The following is a 26,420-nucleotide window of genomic DNA, read 5'->3' as shown; positions in this document are numbered from 1 at the left end:
TGGAGACTTAAATCAGAGCTTCCTTAAGATCCCAACCGGAACAACCAACCGGCGCCGGAACGGACTCAATCGATTTTTTCAAGTCCTAAAGGCTTGGCCTCGAACAGTTCCGCAGCAAGTTCCAACAGAGTCGTAAATGGAGGAATAGCGGGGACTTTCCAGGCCTTACCTACAATCCGGGCCAATAAATTATTCAACCAGAGACGGTCCGATTTTGCCTGATGTATGATGAATCTGTACGATTTGCCATCGTTAAATACAGCAAAATCTTCCAGACAAACTTCAATTGTTTCTTTTTCGCCGTAGAGCCTTGTTTGTACGTACAGTTTTCGCCCATCCAGATCGAAACGAAATTTCGTTAGTTCAGCGATGCCCTTGAGGATCTTATTCGCCACCCAAATGATTAATTTGTTTGGCGTCAATTTTATTGCCATTCTTATCAAACCGGCTTTCATACTCATTTTTTTCGCCTTCGTTCACTAACAAAATAAGCTTCATACATAATCACCGAAAAAGCGGCAGGCTATCATTCTCTGCGTAGAGCTCCATATATCCGCGTCGCTTCGGAAAACGGGGCTGTGCGAATACTCGCGCGTTTTCGGGTTTCATTAAGGAAACAACGCGTTCTCAGGAACTCGGCGCATCGACTTGTTTCGTAGCCGGCGATGCATCCCGACGGACAAGCTTGGATCGCAAGTGTCGCAACTGTGCCGAAAGTTGCTGCATGAATTCGTGCTTGCTTTCCTGGAAGGCAAGCGGCTTTCCGACAAATACATCGACGAACAAGGGTAAAGGGAAAAGTTCGCCCTTCGGCATGGAGCGGCCGAGCCCCGACATGAACACCGGCGTTACCTGCACCTCCGGAAAACGCTTGACCAAATGCCAGATTCCGGATTTGAGGTCGGCCATGATTTCCGGTTCGCCGCGCGTGCCTTCCGGGAAAATAATGAGAATCTCGCCGCGTTCCAATGCGGCGTAGCAGCCGTCGAGCGGGTCCTTACGGCCTTGGCGGCTGCGTATCACCGGAACGATTCCGACGACGTTCTCGGAAAACCAGGCCAGCCACCGGTTCTTCAAAAAATAGTCGGCGGCGGCGGCCGGTCGAACCTTGGGAATCAGGTAAAGCGGGAACAGGGAATACAGCGCGAGGATATCGAGATGACTATTGTGGTTGGCGGCAATGATCGCCGGACCTTTCAAGGGCAGCCTTTCTCGGTGGCGGACGAGCATGCCGAGCCAGAGCAGAGCGACCGGGTAAGCGATCAACATGACGAAGAGCCTGCGCAAAAGTCGGGACATGGTTCAGTAGTGCAGGTAGTAGACGAAATGGAAGAACAGCGGTGCGGTGAAGGTCAGCGAATCGAGGCGGTCGAGAATACCGCCGTGCCCCGGCAGCGTGTTGCCGGAGTCCTTTACCCCCAAATCGCGCTTGACCGCCGACACGACCACGTCCCCGACAAACCCGGCAACGCCGATGATCAGCCCGGCGAGAATCGCCTCCCATGGCGACAGCGGCGTAAACCATGGCGCCATCGCCCAGGCCAGCATCGTGGTCGTCGCGACGCCGCCGAGAAACCCCTCAACCGTCTTGCCCGGGCTCACCTTCGGCACAATCTTGCGTTTGCCCAGGCTTTTGCCCCAGATGTATTGAGCCACGTCGTTCAGCTGGGTCAGAACGATCAGGTAGAAGGCCAGGGTCGCCCCCGTGACTAGAACCGTCGACTCGTTTCTGTCGGGCAGCGCGAGCAAATAGGCAATATGGCTCAGACTGAACACGGTAGTCATGAGTCCCCAGTGCAACGTCCCGGCAGCCCGCAGAAAGCCGTTGGTTTCTCCGATCATGACCATGCGCATCGGCAAAAACAGAAAGACATACACCGGGATGAAAATAATGAACATTCCGTACCAAGCGTTCGCGACCCAATAGTACTGCACCGGAATCGATAGATAGGCCCACAATAACACCCGGTAATCGGCTCGCCGGGTCGGAACCAGGGTTAGAAATTCCTTGAATGCAATGAAACTGACCAGTGCGAACACCACGACGCCGACGATCGGCTCGAACGCGACGGCCGCGATGAACACCGCGAGTATGATCCACCAGGTTCGCACCCTAAGCCTGAGTTCCGTGTACGACCGTTCGGAGTGGGTTCGCACCATTCCGGCGACAACAAAGCTCGCTGCCGTCAGCAAACCGAGCAGTCCCGCTATCCCCGCATGCAGCGAGTTCGACCACCAGTCGTTCATGCGCTCTCTCCCAGCGCCCCCTGGGCGCGTCGCACAATGGTCAAGACGAGGAGGACGGCCACCACCGTGAGCAAGGAATTCATCAGGACACCGCCAATCGGCAGTCCTATCCCGAACAACAATCCGAGCAGGCCGAACAGGAAAGCGCGGTCGCTCTTGCCCATAGGTCCGTCGTAGCGTCGGGAAGCTCCTATGGCATAGCCGATGACGCCCGTCATCTCGGTCAGTGCAGCCAATAACACCACGATCACCACCAGTCCCGCGCTTACCCCCGGAATCAACGCAAACGGCAGATACAGCGCCGCGTCGGAAACGACGTCGGTAATCTCGTTCAAAATCGCGCCGAGACGCGACTGCTGACCATGCTCGCGCGCGAGCATGCCGTCGATGGCATTGAGCGCCATGCGCACGAAGAGAAAAACGGGAAGGAGCAGAAACAGCCGGGGTACGGTATCGATCGCTAGAGCTGCACCTAGGGCTAGGGAAGCGAGGGCAGCGGCAAGAGTCACCTGGTTTGCTGTAACGCCTTGACGGGCGAGCCAGCGGGTCAGCGGCCTGAGCTGTGCCTGGAACCGCGGTTTGAGGTCGTATAGGGTGGCCATGGTGTTTCCCCCGGAGAACGGATGTTTCTTATTATGTCGACGCCATCGAATGAAGATGCTTTCGATCCTCGGTCCCGATATTTGAGCCCAGCTTAGTAGGCCGTTCGCCCCAAGCGTGTCGAAGGGATATTGAGCCTCCTGAGATAGGCTCCGAGTATTGCGTCGGTAAAATTCTCTGAATACTACTATTTCAATTCCGCGACATCCAAGCGATTTTATGATCGCCAGGGAGAGCGAACCGCCGGCAGAATCCGAGTACGGGACAAATGTCTGAACCTTGAGGACGACCACGCGTTGCCAATGCCTGCGGCGCTTCTTCCGGGCTCGCAAGCGCCAAACGGTTTGATGATAATGCCGACGCAATCCGTCGAGCGGTTGACGTCGCCGCCGATGAGAATGGTCCCGTGCGGGTGTGGCTTGTATACTCCTCAAGCGAAACCCACCTCCACTCCTCCAGAACATCCAGGCCGAAGGACGTCCCCGATGAATCAAGCCGTACAGTACCCTTTATGCCATCCGAAATTTGAATGGCTGCGCAGCACTCGCGTAGACTCCCTGAAGGTCGATGTCCAGGAATTCAGGCATAGGGAGACGGAAGCGCTCCATATCCATGTTGCGGCGGACGACGATCAGAACGCTTTCCTGGTGGCATTTCGCACGGTACCCGAGGACTCCACCGGCGTCGCTCACATCCTCGAGCATACCAGCCTGTGCGGCAGTCGACGGTACCCGGTCAGGGATCCGTTCTTCATGATGATCCGCCGGTCTCTGAATACGTTCATGAACGCCTTCACCGCCAGCGACTGGACCGCTTATCCCTTCGCAAGCCGTAACCGCAAGGATTTTCAAAATCTGCTCGGGGTTTACCTGGATGCGGTCTTCTTCCCGAATCTGAATCCACTCGACTTTGCCCAGGAGGGGCATCGAATAGAGTTTGCCGTACCCGACGATCCTGACAGCGAATTGGTCTTCAAAGGCGTCGTCTTCAACGAGATGAAAGGCGCCATGAGCTCGCCGGTATCGGCTCTGTGGCAGAGCCTCACTGCAGCGGTCTTCCCGAGTATTACCTACCACTTCAATAGCGGGGGAGATCCGGAGGCGATTCCGAACCTCACTTACCAACAGTTGAAGGCGTTTCATCGTAGCCACTATCACCCCTCCAATGCGGTTTTCATGACTTTCGGCGATATCCCGCCGCACCAGCATCAGGGGGTGTTCCAGGAATGGTTGGCGGACTTCGAGTTCAAGCCGCTGAACATCCGGGTGCCGGACGAGCATCGCTATGATTCGCCGCTCCGGGTCGAGGATGCCTACGCACTGGACGGTGAGCGGGACACCCGGAACAAGACCCATATCGTCGTGGGCTGGCTGCTCAACAAGAGTACCGATATCGAGGAGGTGCTGCGGTCCCATCTGCTCGCAGGCGTGTTGCTGAACAATGGTGCTTCGCCGTTGCGCCGGGCTTTGGAAACCACGGATCTGGGTTGCGCGCCATCGCCTTTGTGCGGTCTGAAAGATTCCATGCGCGAAATGCTGTTTGTCGCCGGACTCGAAGGTTCGAACCCGGAGCAAGCCGAGGCAGTCGAGAGGCTCATATTCGGTGTGCTGGAAGAGGTAGCCGAGAACGGGGTTGACCCTGCCATGGTGGAAGCGCTTCTCCATCAGTTGGAGCTGCATCAGCGAGAGATTACCGGCGATGGGTTTCCCTACGGTCTTCAGTTGATGCTGCGGGCGCTACGCCCGGCGCTGCACGGAGCAGATCCGGTTTCCGCCCTCGACATCGACGCGGCACTCGAGCGGCTACGTGAGCGCATCAAGGATCCCGGATTCATCAAGGCGCTTGTACGCGAGCAATTGCTGAACAATCGACATTGGGTCCGGCTAGTGATGAAGCCTGACCCGGAGCTCGGCGCAGGCCGTGCTCGCGAGGAGGCGGAACGCCTTGCCTCGATCAGGGCAGGGATGGATGAAGCGGAGAAGAAACGGGTGATCGAACAGGCGATCGCCCTGGCCGAGCGGCAATCGGTCGAGGACGATCCCGAACTGCTGCCCAAAGTCGGACTGGAGGACGTTCCGGCAGACCTGCCCATTCCCGAGGGAGTCACCGTTCCTCTTGCGGGGATACCTGCCACCTGGTTTTCCTGCGGCACCAACGGCCTGTTCTACGAGGAACTGGTGATCGATATCCCGGCCCTGGATGACGAGCTGACACGGTTCGTGCCGATGTTGTGCGACATGGTGACCGAGGTGGGAAGCGGAGGCCGCGATTATTTGGCCACCCAGGCGCTTCATTCTGCCGTGACCGGCGGGATAGGCGCCCGCGTAGCGGTACGCGGTGCTGTCGATGACTTGAACACGAGTCGAGGCGTGTTTGTCGTTTCGGGAAAGGCCCTGGCACGCAATCATGGCGCGCTGACCGAGATCTTGCGCGAAACGGTCGAAACGGCTCGTTTCGACGAGCTCTCCAGATTGCGTGAGCTGGTGAAGCAGAAACGCTTGCGGCTGGAGCAGAGTGTCACCGGCAATGGCCATGTACTGGCAATGCTGGCCGCCGCGGCCGAGCTCAGCCCGATCGCCGCCCTTGCGCACAATTGGCAAGGATTGACCGGCATCAGAGCGATCAAAGCTTTGGACGATAGCCTCGATTCGGAGGCGATCCTGAAGGACCTCGCCGAACGGCTGCGGAACCTGCGCGACACGCTGCTGACCGCGCCGCGCCAGCTATTACTGATCGGCGAATCCGAAGCACGCCAAGCATTCCTCGCCGCATTGGGCGCGTGCTGGGAAGACCGCTATCAGTTAAAGACCGGGGGCCATTTCAATCCGCCGGCCAAAGGCGAATACCCGGTGCGGCAGGCGTGGACCGTCAGTACCCAGGTCAACTTCTGTGCCAAGGCCTATCCGGCGGCGCCCGCTGAACATCCGGACGCGCCGGCATTGATGGTGCTCGCCGGCTTCTTGCGCAACAATTTTCTACATCGGGCGATTCGTGAACAAGGGGGTGCCTATGGCGGGGGGGCTACCGTAGACCTGGATGCAGGCGCGTTCCGCTTCTTCTCTTATCGCGATCCGCGGCTGGCGGAAACTCTGGCCGATTTCGACGCCTCGGTGGATTGGCTGTTCGATCGTACACATGAATCCCGACTGATCGAAGAAGCCATTCTGGGTGTGATCGGCAGCATCGACAAGCCCGCTTCTCCCGCCGGCGAAGCGAAAAAGGCCTTTCATGCCGCATTGCACGGGCGCACGGCCGAACAGCGGCGTCGCTTCCGCTCGCGAGTCCTGGAGGTGCAGCTCGAGGATTTGCGCCGCGTCGCCGAGACCTACCTCCGGCCCGAACGCGCAAGCACGGCCGTCATCACCAGTGAGACGACATTGAGTCGATACCCCGAGCAGGACTTGCAGGTGATGCATTTGTAACCAAACGGCCTCGATTTTCCGTTCGTTCTTTGATGACTACTGGCGAGCAGACCTTGGTTTCTTGCAAATCCGTCGTGTCAAATCTTTCGGTGAACCCAGCGTAGATTTCCTCCAGTATCCGACCGGCATTCGTGCCGTAGACCGGCTTCGAGCGCTTGCAGACCGGCGCAAAGTCGAGTAGCGTAACCACGCTGAAACATGCGTGGGCGCAGCGGCCATAGATTGTGGGGAGCCCGGTTTCCGGCCCGGTCGCCGGTTGGAAAGGGTTCCGGTCGGACGATCACGGTTGCAGGCTCCTTGCCATCGACCCTCGTTCAGGAAGGCGTTGCGATCCTCACCTATAATGATCGGAGCCGCAGGCGGCGGCCCGTGCCGCTGCCGCAGGTTTTGAGTGTCCATTTCTGTCGAAAACGAGATCTCGCTGGCGCACGCGCTCGAGCAATCGAGCGTGAATGAACTGTCGTCCGGGGACTCTCTCCAGGGTGACGTCACGGACTGATTTTGTCGGATCAGCGAATATGAAATTCATCCAAAAGACTCGGCTGATACAGGTTTTTTCACCCCTCGGCCCCGACATTCTGCTGTTTCATCGGATGCAGGGACTGGAACGCTTGGGGGGACTTTTCGACTACGAGCTGGATCTGCTCAGTGCCAATGGGGCCATCAATGCGGACCAGCTCCTCGGCGACCGCCTGGACGTCGCCCTGACCCTCCCCGACGACAGCGTCCGCTATTTCAACGGTGTCGTCTGCCGCTTCGCGCAACTGGGCGGGGCTTTGGACCCGGACCGCACCCTCGTCCATTACCGCGTGACGCTGAGGCCCTGGCTCTGGCTGCTCACGCGCACCTCCGATTGCCGCATCTTCCAAAAGAAAACCGCCCCCGACATCATTGCCCAGGTGTTCCGCGACCACGGCTTCACCGACTTCGAAGCCCGGCTCAGTCTGACCTATCCTCAGCGGGAATACTGCGTCCAATACCGGGAATCCGACTTCAACTTCGTCAGCCGGCTGATGGAAGAGGAGGGCATCTACTATTTCTTCGAGCATGCGAAAGGCAAACACACCCTGATCCTGGCCGATGCCGCCGCCGCCCACCCGAAGGTGCCGGGCTACGAGTCCATCCCGTACTTCGAACCGAACAACAGCGCCCGCCGCTTGCGCGATCACCTGTTCTCGTGGTCGTTCGCCCGCGAAATCCAGCCCGGGTGTTGCGTGCTGACCGATTACGATTTCACCAAGCCGATGGCGGATCTCCAGGTGAAACGGCAACAGCCGCGTCCGCATGCCCAGGCCGAGTGGGAAGTGTTCGACTACCCGGGCCAATACGCCCAGGTCGAGCACGGCGAGCACTACGCCAGCACCCGCCTCGAGGAACTTCATGCCCGGCACGAACTGGTGCAGGCCCGGGGCAACGCCCAGGGCCTGGCCTGCGGCGCGCTGTTCGGCCTGACCGATTATCCGCGAGAGGACCAGAACCGCGAATACCTGATCGTCTCCGCCGAATATCGGCTGCAGAGCAACGCTTATCTGTCGGAGGGTCCCGTGCTCGAGGAGGAGGCCTTCGACTGCACGCTGACGGCACTGGACAGCCGCCAGCCCTACCGGCCGGCGCGCGAGACGGTCAAACCGGCGGTCCGGGGGCCGCAGACGGCGGTGGTGGTGGGGCCCGCGGGCGAGGAGATTTACACCGACCAGTACGGGCGGGTCAAGGTGCAGTTCCATTGGGACCGGGAAGGCCAACGGAACGAGAACAGTTCATGCTGGATCCGGGTATCCCATCCCTGGGCCGGGAAAAACTGGGGGGCGGTCTCGATCCCCCGGATCGGTCAGGAAGTGATCGTCGACTTCCTGGAAGGCAACCCCGACCAGCCCATCATCACCGGCCGAGTCTACAACGGCGACACCATGCCGCCCTATGCGCTGCCCGGAGCGGCGGTGATCAGCGGCATCAAGTCCGATACCCACAAGGGGCAGGGCTACAACGAGATTTCCATGGACGACACGGCGGGCGATGAAAAGATCACAATCCACGCTCAGTACGACATGAATACCACCGTGGAGCACGATCAAACCAACGCCATCAAGAACAACCGCACGACGACGGTAACGGTGGACGACACCCTGACCGTCGACGCCAACCGTACCATGCACGTCAAGGGACAGTTGTCCGAGACGGTCGACGCCGGGCATCTGCTTACGGTGAAGGGCGGACTGACGGAGGATATTACCGATGGCCGAACGATCACGGTGACCGGTCCCATCGACCAGAGCTCCACGGCGACCACCGATCTGCATGCGACCGGTGCCGGCACCTACACTTCCGATACCTCTCTGCGCCTCGCCGTGATGGGCTCGACCATCGAGATCACACCGGATGCGATCACCCTCAGCGTCGGGGCCTCGACGGTAAAGATCGATCCGGCCGGCGTCTCCATCAGCGCGCCGAAAATCTCCCTCAACGGCTAGGGCGGACGGCATGTCCCTGAACCCCGTCGAACGTCGTCTCGCCTATTTGTGCGGCGAGTGGCTCCGCTTCCGGGAGAACCCGAATGCGCGGCTCTTGGTCTGGCAAGTGCCGGAAAACGCCTTTCGCCTGGTCGAGGCTTTCGTCGAGGCACAGAAATACGAGTCGGATTACACGTCCGGCGACCTGTTCATACTGTTCAAGGCGCCTTACGAACACACTCTGCAGTATTCCAGAGCCCTGAAGGACGCCTTCCGGGCACAATACGACGCTAGCCACGAGGGATTGAAGGCGGAGGGATTGCCGGTCGATTGGCATTTCGATCCCGCGGCGTCGCCCGGCACGCCGGCGGCCTTTGTGGCGGCGCTACGGTCGTTCGGGTCGAAATACCACCATTCGATAGGCCATCTGGTCAGCGTATTAATGCCCGTGGCGATGACTGACGAAGCGGCTTTTGCCGACTGGGTGCTGCGTGCCTTGGCGGTCGAATGGCCGGAGCGCATGCGGATATTGTTGATCGATTCGCTGGAAAACCCCCGATTTCAGCGCCTGCTCGACGCCAACCATCCGCGCATCGCGCTGAGCCGGCCGCAAGTGGACGGACTTACGGTCGCACAGGAGACGTTCGCCCAGGAACCGGTCCAGGGGCCTGCCGGCGTATTTCGGAATCACCTGACGGGGCTGCTGGCTCTGACCGAAAAGGGCACGGCCGACCAGGTCAAGGCCAAGGCCAAGGATGCGCTGGTCTACGTGCGCCGGCAACAATGGCTCGACCAGGAGGTGGTCGTGCGCCTGCTGGTAGCCGGTGCCTTGCTGAAGGAAAACCGACACGACGAGGCGGTGCAAGTTTATCGGAGCGCTCGTCAGGTCGCCCAGCACGTTGCGGAACAGGGTCATCCCGCCGGCAACAAACTGGTCCTGCAGACCTGGTTCGGCGAAGCCGGCGCGCATTTGGCGAAAGGCGATGCCGAAACTGCGGGTCTTTGCTACGACCAGGCAGCGCCGCTGGCGCAACGGGACCGTAACGGCATCCTCGGCATCGAAGCGTTCCGCATGGGGGCGTATTGCCGGGCTCGTACCGGTGACGTCGCCGGGGCCTTGGAACGGGGACGTTGCGCTTACGCGCTGGGAGAACAACTCAAGCCCGAGGCGAGAGGTATGACCACCTTGCCGCTGACCGGGATCGACCTGCTGCGGGCGCTCGATCCGGAGCGGGTGGCGCTCATGGAGCAGGTGAAGGCGAACTTGCAAGAGCGAACGCGTTCGGCCGGCAAGACGCTGGAAGAGCAACTGCAGGGCTTGGGCGGAACGGCGACAGCAGAAGCCGAGGGTGCCATCGAGCAGGCATACCTCGCGGCAATCGACGAACTCAAGGCCGAATCGGCGACCCGCCTCGACCACATCGTCGCCGACGCGGACGCGACATTCCGGACGCTATTCGCCCGCAGCCGTGAACTGTTGGGAAACGACTGGCCCTTGTGCAGCGAACTCGGGTTGATGGCGCCGGCGGCCGAACAGCAGGTTAAAGCCGCATGATGCCGGCAGCCAAGCACGGCGATCCCCAGCTCGGGGTGGACATCCACCTCTGCACGACGCCGGTACCGACCCCGCTGCCGACCCCGCACATCTCCGTCGTCTTCGATCCCTTCGACTACATCCCCATCATCGGCGCGACCGTGACCGTGTGCGGCATGAAGCGCGCCACCGCCGGCACCGCCGGCATGGTCGTGCACATTCCGCCGGGGTTTCCGTTTGCGCCGAAACTCCCGGACACCGACGACGAACTGTTCATGGGCAGTTCGACGGTGATCGCCGACGGCGATCCGTTCTCGTATATCTCTCTGCCGGTATTGGGCTGCCAGGTCGCCGGGATGGTCAGCCCTTTCCGGCTGCGGAAAAAGGGCGGCCCGAGGATCATGGTGTTGCCCACGATCTTCAACTTGGCGATCCCGACCACCGTGTTCGTCGGCGGCCCCCCGACCATCTCGATGATGGGGCTGGCCTTCAAGGGCGCGTTTGCGGGCCTCGGCAAGCTGGCCAAGTCCGGGGTGTTCAAGCGGTTCCGGCAAAAGCTGTTCAAGAACATGAAGCCCGGCTTTCTCAAATGCACGGTCTTGCGCGCCGAGCCGGTCAACATCCTGAACGGCGAAGTTTCCGTCGAGCAGCAGGACTTCGAGTTGCCGGGCCGCCTTCCCCTGCGCTGGGTGCGAAGCTACGGCTCGTCCGGCGACCATGTCGGGCTGTGCGGCACCGGCTGGCAGACCCCGGCCGACATTCGGCTCGAATACGACGGCACCGACGGCAGCGTGCTGATGCACGGACCCGACGTCGGGCCGATCGCTTTCGAGCGGCTGCCGGCCGCGGTGGGCGAACAGGGCGCCGAGCTCGAGCTGATGGACGGCGCGCGGCTGACCGATACCGGCGACGAATACCGGGTCGCCACCAAGGACGACCGCATCTACCACTTCCCCAAATCGCTGGTCCGCCGCGATCCGCGCGGCCGGCTATGCTGGCCGATCGGACGCCTCTCGGACCGCTGCGGGAACGCCCTCGACGTCGAGTACCGCGGCGGCCGGATCGTCGCCATCCACGAGTCGGCGGGCCGGCGTCTCGCGCTCACCCTCGAAAACGACCGCCTGACGGCGGTGACGCTCCACGACCCCGCGAGTGGGACCGAACACACCTTTGTCCGCTACCAATACGACGCGGCGGGCGACCTGGTCGCCGTCATCGACCCGCTCGGCGCGCCTTATCGCTTCGCCTACGACGCCCATCGCATGATTCGCCACACCGACCGCAACGGTCTGTCTTTCCATTACGCCTATGAGCAGGCTCCGGACGGGAGTTGGCGGGTCGTCCATGCCTGGGGCGACGGCGGCTTGTACGACTACCGCTTCGACTACTCGGATCTCCTCAACGAACGCCGCATTACCGATTCGCTGGGCCAGGTCACGCTGATCAAGCTCGACGAGCAAGGCCTACCGATCAACGAGACCGACCCCCTGGGCGGCATGACCCTCTACGAATACGACGACGCCGGCCGCACCACGGCGGTGGTGGACCCGGACGGCCGCCGCACCGAATACACCTACGACGCGCGTGGCAACCTCCTCAAACTCACGCGCCCCGACGGCCATGCGATCACCACCGAGTTTGACGAGACCGACAAGGCCGTTCGCATCACCGACCCCAACGGCGGCCTCTGGCAGCAAGCCTGGGACCGGCGCGGCCTATTGATCGAGCAGAAAACGCCGCTCGGCCACGTCTCGCGCTACGAGTACGACGCCCACGGGCAACTCGTCGCCTACACCAACCCGCGCGGCGCGCGTACCGAGCTTCGCTTCGATGCATTCGGGAATCTGATCGGGATCAAGGATGCGCTGGGCCAGGTCACGCGGTTCGCCTACGACCCCTTGGGTAACCTCGTCGGCAGGCTCGACCCGCTCGGGCGCAAGACGCTCTACCGCTACGACGCGAAAAGCCGGCTCACGGAAGTCCGGCTGCCGTCCGGCGCAACGGTGCGCTGCGGCTACGATGGCGAGGACAACCTGACCCGCTATATGGACGAAAACGGCGCCGAAACTCGGCTCGAGTACTTCGGCCAGGGCGAGATCGCCAAGCGCCTCCAGCCCGACGGCCATACCGTTCAGTACCACTACGACACCGAAGAGCGGCTGATCGGCGTCACCAACCAGCGCGGCGAGACCTACCGGCTCGAGCGCGACGCCCTCGGGCGCATCATCGAGGAAGTGGACTATTGGGGCCAGTCGCGGCGTTACGACTACACGCTCGCGGGTCATCTCCGGCGCAGCGTCGACCCGCTCGGCCGCGCGATTCACTATCGCACCGACCCGCTCGGCCGCATCGTCGAAAAGGCGCTCCCGGCCCCGGACGGCGGCGACAAGCCCTGGATCGAACGCTTCGCCTACGACGCCAACGGCAACCTGATCGGCTGCGCCAATCCTGAGATCCGCATCGAACGCCGGTTCGATCCCGACGGCCGGCTGATCGAAGAAAAGCAAGGCGAAACCTTCACCCTCCGCAACGCCTACGACGAAGCCGGCAACCGGATTGCCCGCCACACCGAGTTCAAGCGGGGCGACACGGTGATCGCCCATGCCGTCCGTTACGCTTACGACGCCCTCGACCAGGCGATCGACATCGCCATCGACGACCACGCCCCCATCCAGATCGAACGCGACGCGGCCGGGCAGATCGTCCGCGAGCGGCTGAGTCCCCGTCTACGCCGCGAGGTTGACTACAGCGCCGACGGCTACCTCACCCGCCAGCGTATCCGCACCGACGCGGACACCGTGGTCGACCTCGCCTACGACTACGATGCCGCCGGCAACCTGACCGAACGGCGCGACGCCCGGTTCGGCATCGACCGCTACGTCTACGATCCCGTGGGCCGCATCACCCAGCACCTCGACCCGCACGGGCAGGTCAAGCACTACCTCAACGACCCCGCGGGGGACCGGCTCACGACGCGGATCGTCGAGCACGAAGCCGCGCAAGCGGGGACACCGGACGCCCAAGGCGAATGGTCCCGCGAAGGCGAATACGAAGGCGCCTTTTATCGGTTCGACCGGGCCGGCAACCTGATTGAGCGCCACGACCGGCGCGGGGCCTTGCACCTTAGGTGGGATGCGAACCAGCGGCTGATCGAGAGCCGGCTGGAGGGCGTCTCCACGCGCTATCGCTACGACCCCCTGGGCCGGCGAATCGAGAAGCGCACCGGCGATAAAGTGACGACCTTTGTCTGGGACGGCGACGCCCTGGTGGGCGATTGGATCGAGGACCCGACCGATCCGGTTGTCCCGGCGAAAGGGATGGCCCGGGAATGGGTCTACTACCCGGAGACCTTCGAACCCCTGGCGCTGCTCGGCGGCCGAAGCGGACCGAACACGCTCCTGCACTATCACAACGACCCCAACGGCTGCCCGATCCGGCTGACCGACTCGAAGGGCGAAGTCCTGTGGGCGGCGAGTTATACGGCCTGGGGGCAAATCGCGCGGCTGCACGTCGGCTATGTCGATAACCCGATTCGGTTGCAGGGGCAGTATGAGGATGGGGAGACCGGGCTGAATTACAATCGACAGCGTTACTACGATCCGATGATCGGGGCTTTTGTGTCGAGGGACCCCATCGGCTTAGCAGGAGGAGACAATTCCTATCGTTACGCGCCGAATGTGCTGGGTTGGATTGATCCCTATGGGTTGTCTTGTGGCAAAATCACTGGCGATCCGGGAGTTCTTCGGAGAAAGTTAATAGCTGCTCGTGCGGGGGATCTGTCCGCTGCTGCGGAAATCCGTGTTGCACGTTTATTAAAGGCGGAAGGCAAACATGTCCATTTCATCGACGATTTGCGTAATCCTGCCGGCACATTTGATTTCTTAGTAGATGGTGTCCCGACGGATGTGAAGCGTATAAGTGGTTTAGGGCGAAATGCTGCAGGCGATATCGCCAAGGGAGTAAGACAAGTAGGGGCGAACGGACAAGTGATAATCGTGAGGCCTGGGACTGCAGCTCAATCCCTAAATGATTACCAAGATTTTGCGAATACGTTTACTCCAAGGCAGCCGGGGGTAACACGGCGAGTAGTTGATGAAGACGCGCTACCGCCATTGTAGGTAGAGCGTGGTTCCATCTGTAACGGCTTCAGAAAGGCCCCGACCGCATCCGGTGCTATTTCAAACATCGCAAGATAACCTATGTGGCAGCGACCGGATAATTCTGATTTAACTGCCTAGATAATATTTGCGCACGAAGTTTGTCACTACCTTTGTTGTGGGGCAGTTTTGGGCATTGGCGGAGGCAAATGTTTATGTCTTTAATATATGTGGTAATTGGATTTGAGGACAGGCAGGTAACAGACGTTGAGCGTGCGCTGTGCTTTGAGTTCGGAGACGATACCTTACGGATTCCTCCATTTGGGATTCATCTTTCTGTGGCTAATTACGCTGATGAATACAAGAAGGCAGATAGCTTCCTGCAACAGCATGGACTTGTGGAATCAAATCCATTCCTGCAAGAGTTTGATATTCTGCCATTTTCGACGGAGATTCATCTCGAATGCATGCGAGGAAGATTAGTCTCAGGAATCTTGGAAATAGTTGCGGATATGCTCGCCGTTACACTAGCTAAGCATCTAAATACACGAGCCTTAGTTCGTATAGCGGATGGCGAAGTGCCTTTCCGACTGTATTCTTCCACTGGAGCAGTCGAGGTAGACTACGTTGATTCCTATCGAACAATCCTTAATCACCGAACATGGATACCATTTTCTCTGTGCTCATAACTCTTAGAACCTGTCTTCAAACCAACGTAGCACTAACAGGCTGTTGATTTTCTCGGCCCCGGAAGCCGCATAAATTCGTTGGATGGAGCGCCTAAAATAGGCATAAACGATTGTTTGTCATGGCAAAATAATATCATTTCAAGATACTTTGGACTCTTTCATGCGCGGCGCCGACATCACCCAGCAAGAACTCTTCAGCTACCGAACCTTGGAAGACCGGATTCCCAAGGATCATCCCCTTCGGAAGCTCCGGGCCGTGGTCGACATTCTGCTGACCACGCTGGACTCGGAATTTGATGCCCTCTATGCCCGGACCGGCCGGGAGTCGATTCCGCCGGAGCGGCTGCTGCGCGCCAGTCTCATCCAAGTCTTGTTCTCTGTCCGCTCCGAGCGGCAGTGGGTCCAGCAGATCGAATTCAATCTTTTGTACCGCTGGTTTGTCGGGCTGCCCCTGGATGCCGAGGTCTGGGACCACTCCACCTTCAGCGCCAACCGGGATCGGTTGCTGAACGAGCGGATTTCCCGGCTGTTTTTCGAGCGGGTCGTGTTGCTGGCGGAATGGCAGGACCTTTTGTCGGACGAGCATTTCTCGGTGGACGGCACGCTGATCCAGGCGTGGGCCTCCATGAAGAGCTTTGTGAAAAAGGATGGCAGTTCTCCCCCGCCGGAGGCCGGTGGCCGGAATCCCACGGTTGATTTCAAGGGCGAAAAGCGCGCCAACGCAACCCACGCCTCGACCACGGATCCGGAGGCCCGCCTTTACAAGAAAAGCGAAGGGGATAAAGCCCAACTGTGCTTCATGGGCCATGCCCTGATGGAAAACCGGACCGGCCTGGTCGTGGATGTCGAGGTGACGCACGCCACCGGCACGGCGGAACGGGACGCGGCCAAGATCATGATCGGTCGCACCGTCACGAAGCCCGGCGCGACGGTCGGGGCGGACAAGGCTTACGACGTGCCGGAGTTCGTGCACGCTCTCCGGGAGCAGCGGGTCACGCCGCATGTCGCCCGGAAGGAAAAAGGCTCCGCCATCGATGGCCGCACCACCCGACACGCCGGCTACCGGACCAGCCTGAAGAGGCGCAAGCGGGTGGAAGAAATCTTCGGGTGGTCGAAGACCGTGGGCGGGTTACGCCAGACCCGGTTCCGGGGTTTGAAGAAGGTGGCGGCCCAGACCGTGTTCACGTTCGCCGCCTACAACCTGACCCGGTTGGGTGGGCTGTTCGGCTGGCGATGGTCGACGGCCTAGGCGGGCGTCTGCCCAAAATTCGCCGAAAGGCGGCAAGAACCCCCAAGCGGGGGGATGAAAACCGGCTAGAACCGGGATTTCAGAGCTAAAAGGACCTTCAGCACTAAAAATTAAGCCGCCGATAAGGGGTAAAGCCGAAGGCATGGCGGCGAATTTCAACAGCCTGCTAAGGAGGAGCAGTAAGGTCTGAGTGTTATGTGGTCTACAGAAGGAAGCCGCCATGTACCCTAGCGATTTGACGGATGCGCAATGGGCCGCGTTGGTTGAGTATTGTCCCTTTTTGATTGAGCCCGATCCCAGGGGCGGTCGTCCCCGCCGGCACGCGGTCCGACGGATGCTCGATGCTGTGCTGCACGTGGATAAAACGGGCTGCCAATGGCGGCAGCTTCCCCGTGAGTACCCGCCCTGGAAGACGGTCTATACCACTTTCCGGCGCTGGCGACTCAACGGCACCTGGCATCGAGTCCATGCGGTGTTGCGGGAAGCGGTACGCCGACAAGTCGGCAAGCAGGCCCAGCCGTCGGTGGTCATTGTCGATTCGCAGTCCGTCAAGACGGCACAAAAAGGGGGGCCGCGGTTACGACGCCGCGAAGAAGGTGAAAGGCCGCAAGCGACACATCGCGGTCGATACTCTGGGGTTGATCTGGGCCGTAGCCGTGCTTTCAGCTGGGATTCAGGATCGGACGGGAGTTCGCCCTCTGCTCTTGCGTCTGGCTACGGTGCCCCATCGGATCCAAGTTGTCTTTGCCGATGCGGCTTACCGAGGCACCCTGCTCGATTGGGTCAGATACATGTTTCACTGGACCCTGACCATTGTGAGCCGCCGGAATGCCAGGCGGTTCGAAGTGCTGCCTTGGCGTTGGATGGTTGAGCGAACGTTCGCCTGGCTCGGTCACGCACGCCGTTTAAGCAAAGATTACGAGATCCATCCCGCAACCTCAGAATGCTTTATCCAGATCACTATGATTTCCCTCATGCTTCGGCGTCTCTCCAAAACTAAAACTAGGGTTTGAAGACAGGTTCTTAGGGAAGCCAGCTAGGGCTGTTCAATGCTTGATACCCTGATAGTTCAGGACACGCTCGAGGTTAATGGCGTTGTCATAGAGCGCGGCGCGAATATTGGTTTCGCCATTGTGTCGCAAGAGATTTAACAGGCTGTTGAAATTCGCCGCCATGCCTTCGGCTTTACCCCTTATCGGGCGGCTTCATTTTGAGTGCTGAAGATCCTTTTAGCTCTGAAATCCCGGTTCGAGCCGGTTTTCATCCCTCCACTTGGGGATTCTTGCCGTCTTTCGGCGCATTTTGGGCAGATGCCCGCCTAGGCTGTCGACCACCGCCAGCCGAACAGCCCACCCAACCGGGTTAGGTGGTAGGCCGCAAACGTGAACACGGTCTGGGCCGCCACCTTCTTCAAGCCCCGGAACCGGGTCTGGCGTAACCCGCCCACCGTCTTCGACCAGCCGAAGAGTTCTTCCACCCGTTTGCGCCTCTTCAGGCGAGCCCGGTAGCCGGGGTGTCGGGTGGTCCGGCCATCGATGGCGGAGCCTTTTTCCTTCCGGGCGACATGCGGCGTGACCCGCTGCTCCCGGAGAGCGTGCACGAACTCCGGCACGTCGTAAGCCTTGTCCGCCCCGACTGTCGCGCCGGGCTTCGTGACGGTGCGACTGATCATGATCTTGGCCGCGTCCCGTTCCGCCGTGCCGGTGGCGTGAGTCACCTCGACATCCACCACCAGGCCGGTCCGGTTTTCCATCAGGGCATGGCCCATGAAGCACAGTTGGGCTTTATCCCCTTCGCTTTTCTTGTAAAGGCGGGCCTCCGGATCGGTGGTCGAGGCATGGGTCGCATTGGAGCGCTTCTCGCCCTTGAAATCGACTGACGGATTCCGGCCGCCGTCCTCCGGCCGGGGCGAGCTGCCATCCTTTCTCACAAAACGCTTCATAGACGCCCACGCCTGGATCAACGTGCCGTCCACCGAGAAATGCTCGTCCGACAGAAGGTCCTGCCATTCCGCCAGCAACACGACCCGCTCGAAAAACAGCCGGGAAATCCGCTCGTTCAGCAACCGATCCCGGTTGGCGCTGAAGGTGGCGTGGTCCCAGACCTCGGCATCCAGCGTCAGCCCGACAAACCAGCGATACAACAGATTAAATTCGATCTGCTAGACCCACTGCCGCTCGGAGCGGATGGAGAACAAGACCTGGATCAGGCTGGCGCGCCACCGCCGGCACCGCCGGCATGGTCGTGCACATTCCGCCGGGGTTTCCGTTTGCGCCGAAACTCCCGGACACCGACGACGAACTGTTCATGGGCAGTTCGACGGTGATCGCCGACGGCGATCCGTTCTCCTACATTTCCCTGCCGGTATTGGGCTGCCAGGTCGCCGGCATGGTCAGCCCGTTCCGGCTGCGGAAAAAAGGCGGCCCCAGGATCATGGTGTTGCCCACGACCTTCAACCTGGCGATCCCGACCACCGTGTTCGTCGGCGGCCCCCCGACCATCTCGATGATGGGGCTGGCTTTCAAGGGCGCGTTTGCGGGCCTCGGCAAACTGGCCAAGTCCGGGGTGTTCAAGCGGTTCCGGCAAAAGCTGTTCAAGAACCTGAAGCCCGGCTTTCTCAAGTGCACGGTCTTGCGCGCCGAGCCGGTCAACATCCTGAACGGCGAAGTTTCCGTCGAGCAGCAGGACTTCGAGTTGCCGGGCCGCCTTCCCCTCCGCTGGGTACGAAGCTACGGCTCGTCCGGCGACCATGTCGGGCTGTGCGGCACCGGCTGGCAGACCCCGGCCGACATTCGGCTCGAATACGACGGCACCGACGGCAGCGTGCTGATGCACGGACCCGACGTCGGTCCGATCGCTTTCGAGCGGCTGCCGGCCGCGGTGGGCGAGCAGGGCGCCGAACTCGAGCTGATGGACGGCGCGCGGCTGACTGATACGGGCGACGAATACCGGGTCGCCACCAAGGACGACCGCGTCTACCACTTCCCCAAATCGCTGGGTCGCCACGATCCGCGCGGCCGGCTGCACTGGCCGATCGGACGCCTCTCGGACCGCTGCGGGAACGTCCTCGACGTCGAGTACCGCGGCGGCCGGATCGTCGCCATCCACGAGTCGGCGGGGCGGCGTCTCGCGCTCACCCTCGAAAACGACCGCCTGACGGCGGTGACGCTCCACGACCCCGCGAGCCGGACCGAACACACCTTTGTCCGCTACCAATACGACGCGGCGGGCGACCTGGTCGCCGTCATCGACGCGCTCGGCGCGCCCTATCGCTTCGCCTACGACGCCCATCGCATGGTTCGCCACACCGACCGCAACGGGCTGTCCTTCCATTACGCCTACGAGCGGGCGGCGGACGGCAGCTGGCGGGTCGTCCATGCCTGGGGCGACGGCGGCTTGTACGACTACCGCTTCGACTACTCGGACCTCCTCAACGAACGCCGCATTACCGATTCGCTGGGCCAGGTCACGCTGATCAAGCTCGACGAGCAAGGCCTACCGATCAACGAGACCGACCCCCTGGGCGGCATGACCCTCTACGAATACGACGACGCCGGCCGCACCACGGCGGTGGTGGACCCGGACGGCCGCCGCACCGAATACGCCTACGACGCGCGCGGCAACCTCCTCAAGCTCACGCGCCCCGACGGCCACGCGATCACCACCGAGTTCGACGAGACCGACAAGGCCGTTCGCATCACCGACCCCAACGGCGGCCTCTGGCAGCAAGCCTGGGACCGGCGCGGCCTGCTGATTGAACAGAAAACGCCGCTCGGCCACGTCTCGCGCTATGAGTACGACGCCCACGGGCAACTCGTTGCCCACACCAACCCGCGCGGCGCGCGCACGGCGCTTCGCTTCGACGCGGTCGGGAATCTTTCCGGGATCAAGGATGCGCAGGGCCAGGTCACGCGGTTCGCCTACGACCCCTTGGGTAACCTCGTCGGCAAGCTCGACCCGCTCGGGCGCAAGACGCTCTACCGCTACGACGCGAAAAGCCGGCTGACGGAAGTCCGGCTGCCGTCCGGCGCGACGGTGCGCTGCGGCTACGATCGCGAGGACAACCTGACCCGCTACGCGGACGAAAACGGCGCCGAAACCCGGCTCGAGTACTTCGGCCAGGGCGAGATCGCCAAGCGCCTCCAGCCCGACGGCCATACCGTTCAGTACCACTACGACACCGAAGAGCGGCTGATCGGCGTCACCAACCAGCGCGGCGAGACCTACCGGCTCGAGCGCGACGCCCTCGGGCGCATCATCGAGGAAGTGGACTATTGGGGGCAGTCGCGGCGTTACGACTACACGCTCGCGGGGCATCTCCGGCGCAGCGTCGACCCGCTCGGCCGCGCGATCCACTATCGCACCGACCCGCTCGGCCGCATCGTCGAAAAGGCGCTGCCGGACCCGGACGGCGGCGACAAGCCCTGGATCGAACGCTTCGCCTACGACGCCAACGGCAACCTGATCGGCTGTGGCAATCCTGAGACCCGCGTCGAACGCCGGTTCGATCCCGACGGCCGCCTGATCGAAGAAAAGCAAGGCGAAACGTTCACCCTCCGCAACGCCTACGACGAAGCCGGCAACCGGATCGAGCGACACACCGAGTTCAAGCGGAGCGACACGGTGATCGCCCATGCCGTCCGTTACGCTTACGACACCCTCGATCAGGCGATCGAAATCGCCATCGACGACCACGCCCCCATCGCGATCGAGCGCGACGCGGCCGGCCGGATCGTCCGCGAGCGACTGAGTCCCCATCTACGCCGCGAGGTCGACTACAGCGCCGATGGCTATCTGACTCGCCAGCGTATCCGCACCGACGCGGACACCGTGGTCGACCTCGCCTACGACTACGATGCCGCCGGCAACCTGACCGAACGGCGCGACGCCCGGTTCGGCATCGACCGCTACGTCTACGATCCCGTAGGCCGCATCACCCAGCACCTCGACCCGCACGGGCAGGTCAAGCACTACCTCAACGACCCCGCGGGGGACCGGGCTCACGACGCGGATCGTCGAGCACGAAGCCGCGCAAGCGGGGGCACCAAACGCCCAAGGCGAATGGTCCCGCGAAGGCGAATACGAAGGCGCCTTTTATCGGTTCGACCGCGCCGGCAACCTGATTGAGCGCCACGACCGGCGCGGCGCCTTGCACCTCCGCTGGGATGCGAACCAGCGGCTGATCGAGAGCCGGCTCGACGGCGTCTCCACCCGCTATCGCTACGACCCCCTGGGCCGGCGAATCGAAAAGCGCACCGGCGACCAGATCACGGCCTTCGCCTGGGACGGCGACGCTCTGGTGGGCGATTGGATCGAGGACCCAACCGATCCGGTTGTCCCGGCGAAAGGGATGGCCCGGGAATGGGTCTACTACCCGGAGACCTTCGAGCCCCTGGCGCTGCTCGGCGGCCGAAGCGGACCGGACACCCTCCTGCACTACCACAACGACCCCAACGGCTGCCCGATCCGGCTGACCGACTCGAAGGGCGAAGTCCTGTGGGCGGCGAGTTATACGGCGTGGGGACAGATCGCGCGGCTGCACGTCGGTTATGTCGACAACCCGATTCGGTTGCAGGGGCAGTATGAGGATGAAGAAACGCAGCTTGCACAGAACTTATCCCGATACTTTGATGCGGCTATTGGTTGTTTCCTTTCACAGGATCCACTGGGGCTTATCGTAGGACCCAACCCATATGAATTTGCCCCCAATGCGCTCGTCTGGGTTGACCCTCTTGGACTGGCTTGTGGGCGGGCAGTCCGGCAAAATTCAAGAGGGCAGTGGATTGATGCGCGAGGAAGGTTTGCAAAAAAGCCTAACGTTTCACTTTTACCAAGACTCAAAGGTAAGTCGGCCAGGCAGATCGAAAAGATCTTACGTAAAAGAGGGCACACGAGGACAAATCCGCTCAATCCTAGAAATCAGCGCTGGGTTCATCCTGATGGCTCGGAAGTACAGATACATGCTTATGGAAACGTAAAGACGGGACCTTATAAAGCGGGGAACAACGCGCATGTCCATAAGTCGCTTGGTAAGCACGGAGATCCGGGGACGATAGAACTGGCCGATGATGGCAAGACGCCCGTCAATGCTCACTCTAAAGAAGCACATATTGGAATAAAAAACCCTGACGATTTCCCGACCGTAGCCGGGCGCCCCCACGGCACATAGGAACCAACATGGCTGCAGAATTTTATATATCCTTCAAGAACCGTGATTGGTATTTGGAAAATCTATCTAGAATTGAAGAACAAATTTCTAGGCTGAAAACCTTTACGATCCGAGAGGGCAACGAATTTCGACTTCTTGGAAGTGAGTCGAGAATTCAAGAGGACGGTTGGAGTTACGATGTGCGTTTGTTTACACAAGATGCACAAATTTTGATGGAAATCAGTGCGCATCCCGAATCCGTGGAAGCTGACCTATCGTATTTTTTATCATGGCTCAGAAGTCAAACCGATATTTCAGTGAACGATGAGGACGGCGAGCTGAGCGGATGGTAATAATGGTAATACTAGTGCTTAATTACGTAAATTAACGATAGTATTTTTGAGTTGACTGCCGTGCACTTCGCGTTTGCGCCATTTGAATGGGCGTGGATTTTGGGAATAGTTGGCAATGAACGCTTCAATAGCGTTCCGTAACTCAGCGATGCTGGAGAAACTGGCCCCGCGCAAGGCTTTTCGACTCAGGATACCGAACCAGATTTCCACTGGGTTCAACCAACTGGCCGAGGTTGGCGTAAAGTGAAAATGAACCCTGGGATTCTTGGCCAACCAGTCCTCGTTGCGCTTGTGCGTGCAATAGTTGTCCAAAATCACATGTAATTCCTGGTCCGCCGGGGTCTCGGCGACGACTTGGTCCATGAACGCACAGCGAAAGGGGTCAGGTCTTGTAATCCAGCACTCTCGTCCTACACAGCCCCACATGGCAAGACCACTTCGCACCGAACTGGCAGGCGGGCTTTATCACGCCACATCGCGCGGTGATCGCCGAGAGGCTATTTTCCTCAACGATCAAGACCGGCGGGACTGATTGACCCTGTTGGGCGGAGTCTGTGCGCGCTTCAACCGGCGTTGCCATGCGTATTACGAGATGACAAATCATGGGTGGAAACGCCGGATGCCAATCTGTCGAGCATGTTGCGCCAGCTATCCTCCGGGCCGCCGACGGTGGCCCACCCCTGGGGCGACCGAGGCTTATACGACTACCGCTTCGACTACGCCGATCTGTTCAACGAACGCAACATCACCTATTCGCTTAGCCGACGATTGCGTCGCCATTTTTGGCAAAACCTTTTGGGACTTCCCAGTCACCCAAAGGAGCCAATTGTGGCGACGAGTAGTGCCTTCGGCGGCCCGGCCGTCCCCGCTCGTCTGGTCCGGACCCAACCAGGGGGCCGGACACCGCTCGCAGATGACTCGACGCCCGGTCGCGATGCCTTGTGTGAGACCTCCGACCGCCGCTATCGCGTCGACCTTCGGTCTCACACCCGGCGCTCGGGCTTCCGGGGACTACTCGACTCGCTCGCTCCATGTCTCGCAGCGGCGGTTCGGCGAGTAGGCGAACCACACCACGGGCGGTGTGACATCACCGGCCGGGCGGTCGTCCCGGACATAGGTCCACAGCCGACCGGTCTTCGTCTGGCCCTGACCGGGCGCGAGCACCGGGACCGGGGTGTCGTCGGCGTGGAGCTTCGGACCGGCGAGCACATGCCGGCGGATTGCCGCGACCAACGGACGGAGGAGGCCCGCGGCGTCGCCGACCCCATCGGTCAAGGTGGACCGGGACAGAGCCACGCCTTCGCGGGCGTAGATGGCCGACTGGCGGTACAGCGGCAGATGATCGAACAAGGCGCGGGGCCAGGTCTTGCAATCCAACACTCTTGTCCTACACAGCCCCGCATGTGGCAAGACCACTTCGCATCGAACTGGCAGGCGGGCTTTTCACGTGACATCGTGCGGCGACCACCGGGAGGCTATTTTCCGCGGCGATCATGACCGGCGGGACTGATTGGCCCTATTGGGCGACGTCGGCGCGCGTTTCAACCGGCGTTGCTACGCGTACTGCGAGATGATGAACCATGGCTAGAAACGCCGGATGCCAATCTGTCGGGAGGAATGCGTCAGCTGAATGGCGTCAATACGCAGCGCTTCAATAGCCGCCATGGGCTGGTCGGCCACCTGTTCCAATGGCGGTTCAAGATCGAAGCGAAGCAACCTTGTTCCATGGAACTGTTGGTCATCGCGTAACGTAAACGGTTGAGCAATGACCCTTTGGCTTCAAAACTCTGAACTCAAGACTATTCAGCAATCGATATCGTAATGTCGCGCATTTGGGTATTCGCCACCTTCACCGTGGTAGTGGTTATTGTAGTCGTCTACGTCACATCGAGTTGTGAAGACTGCGCGAATACGGCCCGCCATTTCATTCGTGAATTGTTCCGCGCACTTCGCTGACGCCGGCAATGCTTTGATCTCGGGGTATTGTCCTGCTGGTGAGCACGGCTCAGGAGCGTTCCAACGGCCGCCGCAGAACTCGTTCCGCACCGGTCCAGATTCGTTGGCCATAGCCTCGAAGACTGCCATTACTTAATCGCCGATTTCTTCCCGTAATTCCTCGATCCTGAAGAACGCCGTCGGTAAGCGGCTTGCGCCCGGTTCTCGATTCAGGCCGGATGGTACTGATAGAGCCAGGTTTCCGACATTGCCTTGTCCTTGACACGCAGATAGCAGCGCATCTCGACGGGGTCGGTTCCCGCCACGGCCAGGTCGAAATGGGTACGCCAGTGGCCGGCCACGCCGTCCGGCACGGCTTCGATTTCGATCCTAGAGAGTTCCCCGCGCGACACGGTGACGACGGGCTCCGGTTTGGTGCCGAAAGGCAGTTTTGCCAGCGGTTTGCCCCTGAATTCGACCGTGAATTTGCGCACGCCCTTGGGACGCGGTTTGCCGGGTTGGCCGCCGTTGCCGAGGCGGGTGGCGACGCAGCGGGCGAGCGGGGTCGGGTAGGGTAGGGTTCATCCGCCAGCCACCTGATTAAGCGCCACGACCGGCACGGCGCCCTACACCTTAGGTGGGATGTGAACCAACGGCTGATCGAGAGCCGGCTGGAGGATGTGTCCACCCGCTATCGCTACGACCCCCTAGGCCGGCGAATCGAGAAGCGCACCGGCGATAAAGTGACGACCTTTGTCTGGGACGGCGATGCTCTGGTGGGCGATTGGATCGAGGATCCGACCGACCCCGTTGTTCCGGCTAAAGGGGTCGCTCGGGAATGGGTGTACTATCCGGAGACCTTCGAGCTCTTAGCACTTCTTGGCGGCCGACGCGGACCGAACACCCTCCTGCACGATCACAACGACCCCAACGGCTGTCCGATCCGGCTGACCGACTCGAAGGGGGAAATCCTGTGGGCGGCGAGTTATACCGCCTGGGGACAACTCGCGCGGCTGCACGTCGGCTATGTCGATAATCCGATTCGGTTGCAGGGGCAGTATTTTGATGAAGAGACAGGATCCCATTACAACCGGCACCGGTACTTTAATCCTGAGGCGCAGTTATTTGTGTCCCAAGATCCAGCACGCTTGATGGCTGCCAGCAACCTCTATACTTTCGGACCAAATGCTAACGGATGGGTCGATCCCTTGGGGTTGAACCCAACTTGCCGGATGACGGGACGAAGAGTAGACCGAGCATCCGACCTGCCCATTGTCAGGCCAGGTACCCCCCAGTGGAATGAGGCTGTTGCTGCGTTGCGCCGCGGTGGTCGAGGTGATATCCGCGTGGCGACAATACAAGATGCGAAGGCTCTATTGCGAGAAGCCAGGGGTAACATGGACCGACGCAAGAATTATACCCAAGCGTTCTACAGAAAAGGCTATGAAGTTCACAACGCTCAGAACCCTTTAAGTAGAGCGCGTGAGACGGCAGTTGGTAATGATCTTCGACATATAAAATGGGTGGAGGGTACCTCCAAGAATGATTGGAGCGAAGGTCACATATTTTTTGGTAACGTATTCGAACCATGATGGAAGACTTGCGAATTCCAGGTCGTCGGCTAAACAGTGACTTAGCCGACCGCCTCCAGCGCTGCTTCGTTCAGCAGTTTGCTCCTGAAGTCCTACCTCGGCTTTCA

At 60.6% G+C, this 26,420-nt stretch carries 16 protein-coding genes and 4 pseudogenes; 11 read left to right on the top strand and 9 right to left on the bottom strand.

Features of this window, described 5'->3' with window-relative positions; all coding sequences use genetic code 11:
- Nucleotides 1-65: 65 nt before the first annotated feature.
- The 4 genes from sS8_RS05185 to sS8_RS05170 all read right to left on the bottom strand — a co-directional run bounded on the left by sS8_RS05185 (nucleotide 66) and on the right by sS8_RS05170 (nucleotide 2,849).
- Nucleotides 66-461, bottom strand: coding sequence for a hypothetical protein (locus sS8_RS05185; RefSeq protein WP_119628714.1), 396 nt, complete (start codon nucleotides 459-461; stop codon nucleotides 66-68).
- A 166-nt stretch (nucleotides 462-627) separates the two neighbouring features.
- Nucleotides 628-1,299 carry a lysophospholipid acyltransferase family protein gene (locus sS8_RS05180; protein WP_119628713.1) on the bottom strand — a complete coding sequence of 224 codons (672 nt, stop codon included), beginning with the start codon at nucleotides 1,297-1,299 and terminating at the stop codon, nucleotides 628-630.
- Between the two features lie 3 nt (nucleotides 1,300-1,302).
- Complete coding sequence (locus tag sS8_RS05175) at nucleotides 1,303-2,247, bottom strand: phosphatidate cytidylyltransferase (protein WP_119628712.1); 945 nt, start codon at nucleotides 2,245-2,247, stop codon at nucleotides 1,303-1,305.
- Nucleotides 2,244-2,849, bottom strand: a complete 606-nt coding sequence (locus tag sS8_RS05170; RefSeq protein WP_119628711.1) for a CDP-alcohol phosphatidyltransferase family protein — start codon at nucleotides 2,847-2,849, stop codon at nucleotides 2,244-2,246. The genes sS8_RS05175 and sS8_RS05170 overlap by 4 nt, the downstream gene beginning before the upstream one ends.
- Before the next feature lie 483 nt (nucleotides 2,850-3,332).
- On the opposite strand from sS8_RS05170, the gene sS8_RS05165 reads away from it, so the two are divergent.
- From sS8_RS05165 to sS8_RS05135, 6 genes are all read left to right on the top strand, one after another.
- Complete coding sequence (locus tag sS8_RS05165) at nucleotides 3,333-6,269, top strand: insulinase family protein (protein WP_119628710.1); 2,937 nt, start codon at nucleotides 3,333-3,335, stop codon at nucleotides 6,267-6,269.
- Nucleotides 6,270-6,787: 518 nt separating this feature from the next.
- Nucleotides 6,788-8,737: a type VI secretion system Vgr family protein gene (locus sS8_RS05160; protein ID WP_119628709.1), complete on the top strand. Its 1,950-nt coding sequence runs from the start codon at nucleotides 6,788-6,790 to the stop codon at nucleotides 8,735-8,737.
- 10 nt (nucleotides 8,738-8,747) lie between these two features.
- Complete coding sequence (locus tag sS8_RS05155; protein WP_119628569.1) at nucleotides 8,748-10,271, top strand: hypothetical protein; 1,524 nt, start codon at nucleotides 8,748-8,750, stop codon at nucleotides 10,269-10,271.
- A complete protein-coding gene (locus tag sS8_RS05150; protein WP_119628708.1) occupies nucleotides 10,268-14,368 on the top strand; it encodes an RHS repeat-associated core domain-containing protein in 4,101 nt (1,366 codons plus the stop codon). The genes sS8_RS05155 and sS8_RS05150 overlap by 4 nt, the downstream gene beginning before the upstream one ends.
- An 828-nt stretch (nucleotides 14,369-15,196) precedes the next feature.
- Nucleotides 15,197-16,285, top strand: coding sequence for an IS5 family transposase (locus sS8_RS05140; RefSeq protein ID WP_119628706.1), 1,089 nt, complete (start codon nucleotides 15,197-15,199; stop codon nucleotides 16,283-16,285).
- A gap of 220 nt (nucleotides 16,286-16,505) precedes the next feature.
- A protein-coding gene (locus sS8_RS05135; RefSeq protein ID WP_197716691.1) for an IS5 family transposase occupies nucleotides 16,506-17,298 on the top strand; the annotation gives its coding sequence in 2 pieces (ribosomal slippage) (nucleotides 16,506-16,849 and nucleotides 16,848-17,298; 795 coding nt in all).
- Nucleotides 17,299-17,331: 33 nt separating this feature from the next.
- Here sS8_RS05135 and sS8_RS29495 read toward each other — a convergent pair.
- Nucleotides 17,332-17,460, bottom strand: a complete 129-nt coding sequence (locus tag sS8_RS29495) for a hypothetical protein (protein ID WP_269461491.1) — start codon at nucleotides 17,458-17,460, stop codon at nucleotides 17,332-17,334.
- A 143-nt stretch (nucleotides 17,461-17,603) separates the two neighbouring features.
- A pseudogene (locus sS8_RS05130) lies at nucleotides 17,604-18,503 on the bottom strand (IS5 family transposase); the annotation flags it as partial.
- A 20-nt stretch (nucleotides 18,504-18,523) separates the two neighbouring features.
- On the opposite strand from sS8_RS05130, the gene sS8_RS05125 reads away from it, so the two are divergent.
- Genes sS8_RS05125 through sS8_RS27550 form a run of 3 tightly spaced genes read left to right on the top strand, consistent with a single transcriptional unit; the run spans nucleotide 18,524 to nucleotide 22,786 of the window.
- Nucleotides 18,524-21,412 carry a DUF6531 domain-containing protein gene (locus sS8_RS05125; protein ID WP_119628703.1) on the top strand — a complete coding sequence of 963 codons (2,889 nt, stop codon included), beginning with the start codon at nucleotides 18,524-18,526 and terminating at the stop codon, nucleotides 21,410-21,412.
- 22 nt (nucleotides 21,413-21,434) lie between these two features.
- Entirely contained in the window at nucleotides 21,435-22,454 is a 1,020-nt protein-coding gene (locus tag sS8_RS05120; RefSeq protein ID WP_197716690.1) for an RHS repeat domain-containing protein, read from the top strand.
- 8 nt (nucleotides 22,455-22,462) lie between these two features.
- Nucleotides 22,463-22,786 carry a hypothetical protein gene (locus sS8_RS27550; protein ID WP_026611407.1) on the top strand — a complete coding sequence of 108 codons (324 nt, stop codon included), beginning with the start codon at nucleotides 22,463-22,465 and terminating at the stop codon, nucleotides 22,784-22,786.
- Nucleotides 22,787-22,804: 18 nt separating this feature from the next.
- On the opposite strand, the pseudogene sS8_RS05115 reads toward sS8_RS27550, so the two are convergent.
- Nucleotides 22,805-23,155: pseudogene (locus sS8_RS05115) on the bottom strand (transposase); the annotation flags it as partial.
- Between the two features lie 672 nt (nucleotides 23,156-23,827).
- Nucleotides 23,828-24,130 (bottom strand): annotated as a pseudogene (locus sS8_RS05110) (IS66 family transposase); the annotation flags it as partial.
- Between the two features lie 273 nt (nucleotides 24,131-24,403).
- Between sS8_RS05110 and sS8_RS29490 the strand changes: the two are divergent.
- On the top strand, nucleotides 24,404-24,535 hold the full coding sequence (locus sS8_RS29490) for a hypothetical protein (RefSeq protein WP_268870502.1): 132 nt from the start codon (nucleotides 24,404-24,406) through the stop codon (nucleotides 24,533-24,535).
- 416 nt (nucleotides 24,536-24,951) lie between these two features.
- Here the strand turns inward: sS8_RS29490 and sS8_RS05105 are convergent.
- Nucleotides 24,952-25,278, bottom strand: a pseudogene (locus sS8_RS05105) (glucan biosynthesis protein); the annotation flags it as partial.
- A gap of 87 nt (nucleotides 25,279-25,365) precedes the next feature.
- Between sS8_RS05105 and sS8_RS05100 the strand changes: the two are divergent.
- Entirely contained in the window at nucleotides 25,366-26,313 is a 948-nt protein-coding gene (locus tag sS8_RS05100; protein ID WP_119628701.1) for an RHS repeat domain-containing protein, read from the top strand.
- Nucleotides 26,314-26,420: the final 107 nt, after the last annotated feature.

This window comes from Methylocaldum marinum (assembly GCF_003584645.1).
GTDB classification, from domain to species: domain Bacteria; phylum Pseudomonadota; class Gammaproteobacteria; order Methylococcales; family Methylococcaceae; genus Methylocaldum; species Methylocaldum marinum.
The sequence above is the reverse complement of the archived record's forward strand: the minus strand, read 5'-3'. Positions and strand labels throughout refer to the sequence as shown.

What these genes read in the sequence shown, in the direction of transcription:
- sS8_RS05185 (WP_119628714.1), bottom strand. Translation starts at nt 461, where the DNA reads ATGAGTATGAAAGCCGGTTTGATAAGAATGGCAATAAAATTGACGCCA.
- sS8_RS05180 (WP_119628713.1), bottom strand. Translation starts at nt 1,299, where the DNA reads ATGTCCCGACTTTTGCGCAGGCTCTTCGTCATGTTGATCGCTTACCCG.
- sS8_RS05175 (WP_119628712.1), bottom strand. Translation starts at nt 2,247, where the DNA reads ATGAACGACTGGTGGTCGAACTCGCTGCATGCGGGGATAGCGGGACTG.
- sS8_RS05170 (WP_119628711.1), bottom strand. Translation starts at nt 2,849, where the DNA reads ATGGCCACCCTATACGACCTCAAACCGCGGTTCCAGGCACAGCTCAGG.
- sS8_RS05165 (WP_119628710.1), top strand. Translation starts at nt 3,333, where the DNA reads ATGAATCAAGCCGTACAGTACCCTTTATGCCATCCGAAATTTGAATGG.
- sS8_RS05160 (WP_119628709.1), top strand. Translation starts at nt 6,788, where the DNA reads ATGAAATTCATCCAAAAGACTCGGCTGATACAGGTTTTTTCACCCCTC.
- sS8_RS05155 (WP_119628569.1), top strand. Translation starts at nt 8,748, where the DNA reads ATGTCCCTGAACCCCGTCGAACGTCGTCTCGCCTATTTGTGCGGCGAG.
- sS8_RS05150 (WP_119628708.1), top strand. Translation starts at nt 10,268, where the DNA reads ATGATGCCGGCAGCCAAGCACGGCGATCCCCAGCTCGGGGTGGACATC.
- sS8_RS05140 (WP_119628706.1), top strand. Translation starts at nt 15,197, where the DNA reads ATGCGCGGCGCCGACATCACCCAGCAAGAACTCTTCAGCTACCGAACC.
- sS8_RS29495 (WP_269461491.1), bottom strand. Translation starts at nt 17,460, where the DNA reads ATGGCGGCGAATTTCAACAGCCTGTTAAATCTCTTGCGACACAATGGC.
- sS8_RS05125 (WP_119628703.1), top strand. Translation starts at nt 18,524, where the DNA reads ATGGTCGTGCACATTCCGCCGGGGTTTCCGTTTGCGCCGAAACTCCCG.
- sS8_RS27550 (WP_026611407.1), top strand. Translation starts at nt 22,463, where the DNA reads ATGGCTGCAGAATTTTATATATCCTTCAAGAACCGTGATTGGTATTTG.
- sS8_RS29490 (WP_268870502.1), top strand. Translation starts at nt 24,404, where the DNA reads ATGCGTCAGCTGAATGGCGTCAATACGCAGCGCTTCAATAGCCGCCAT.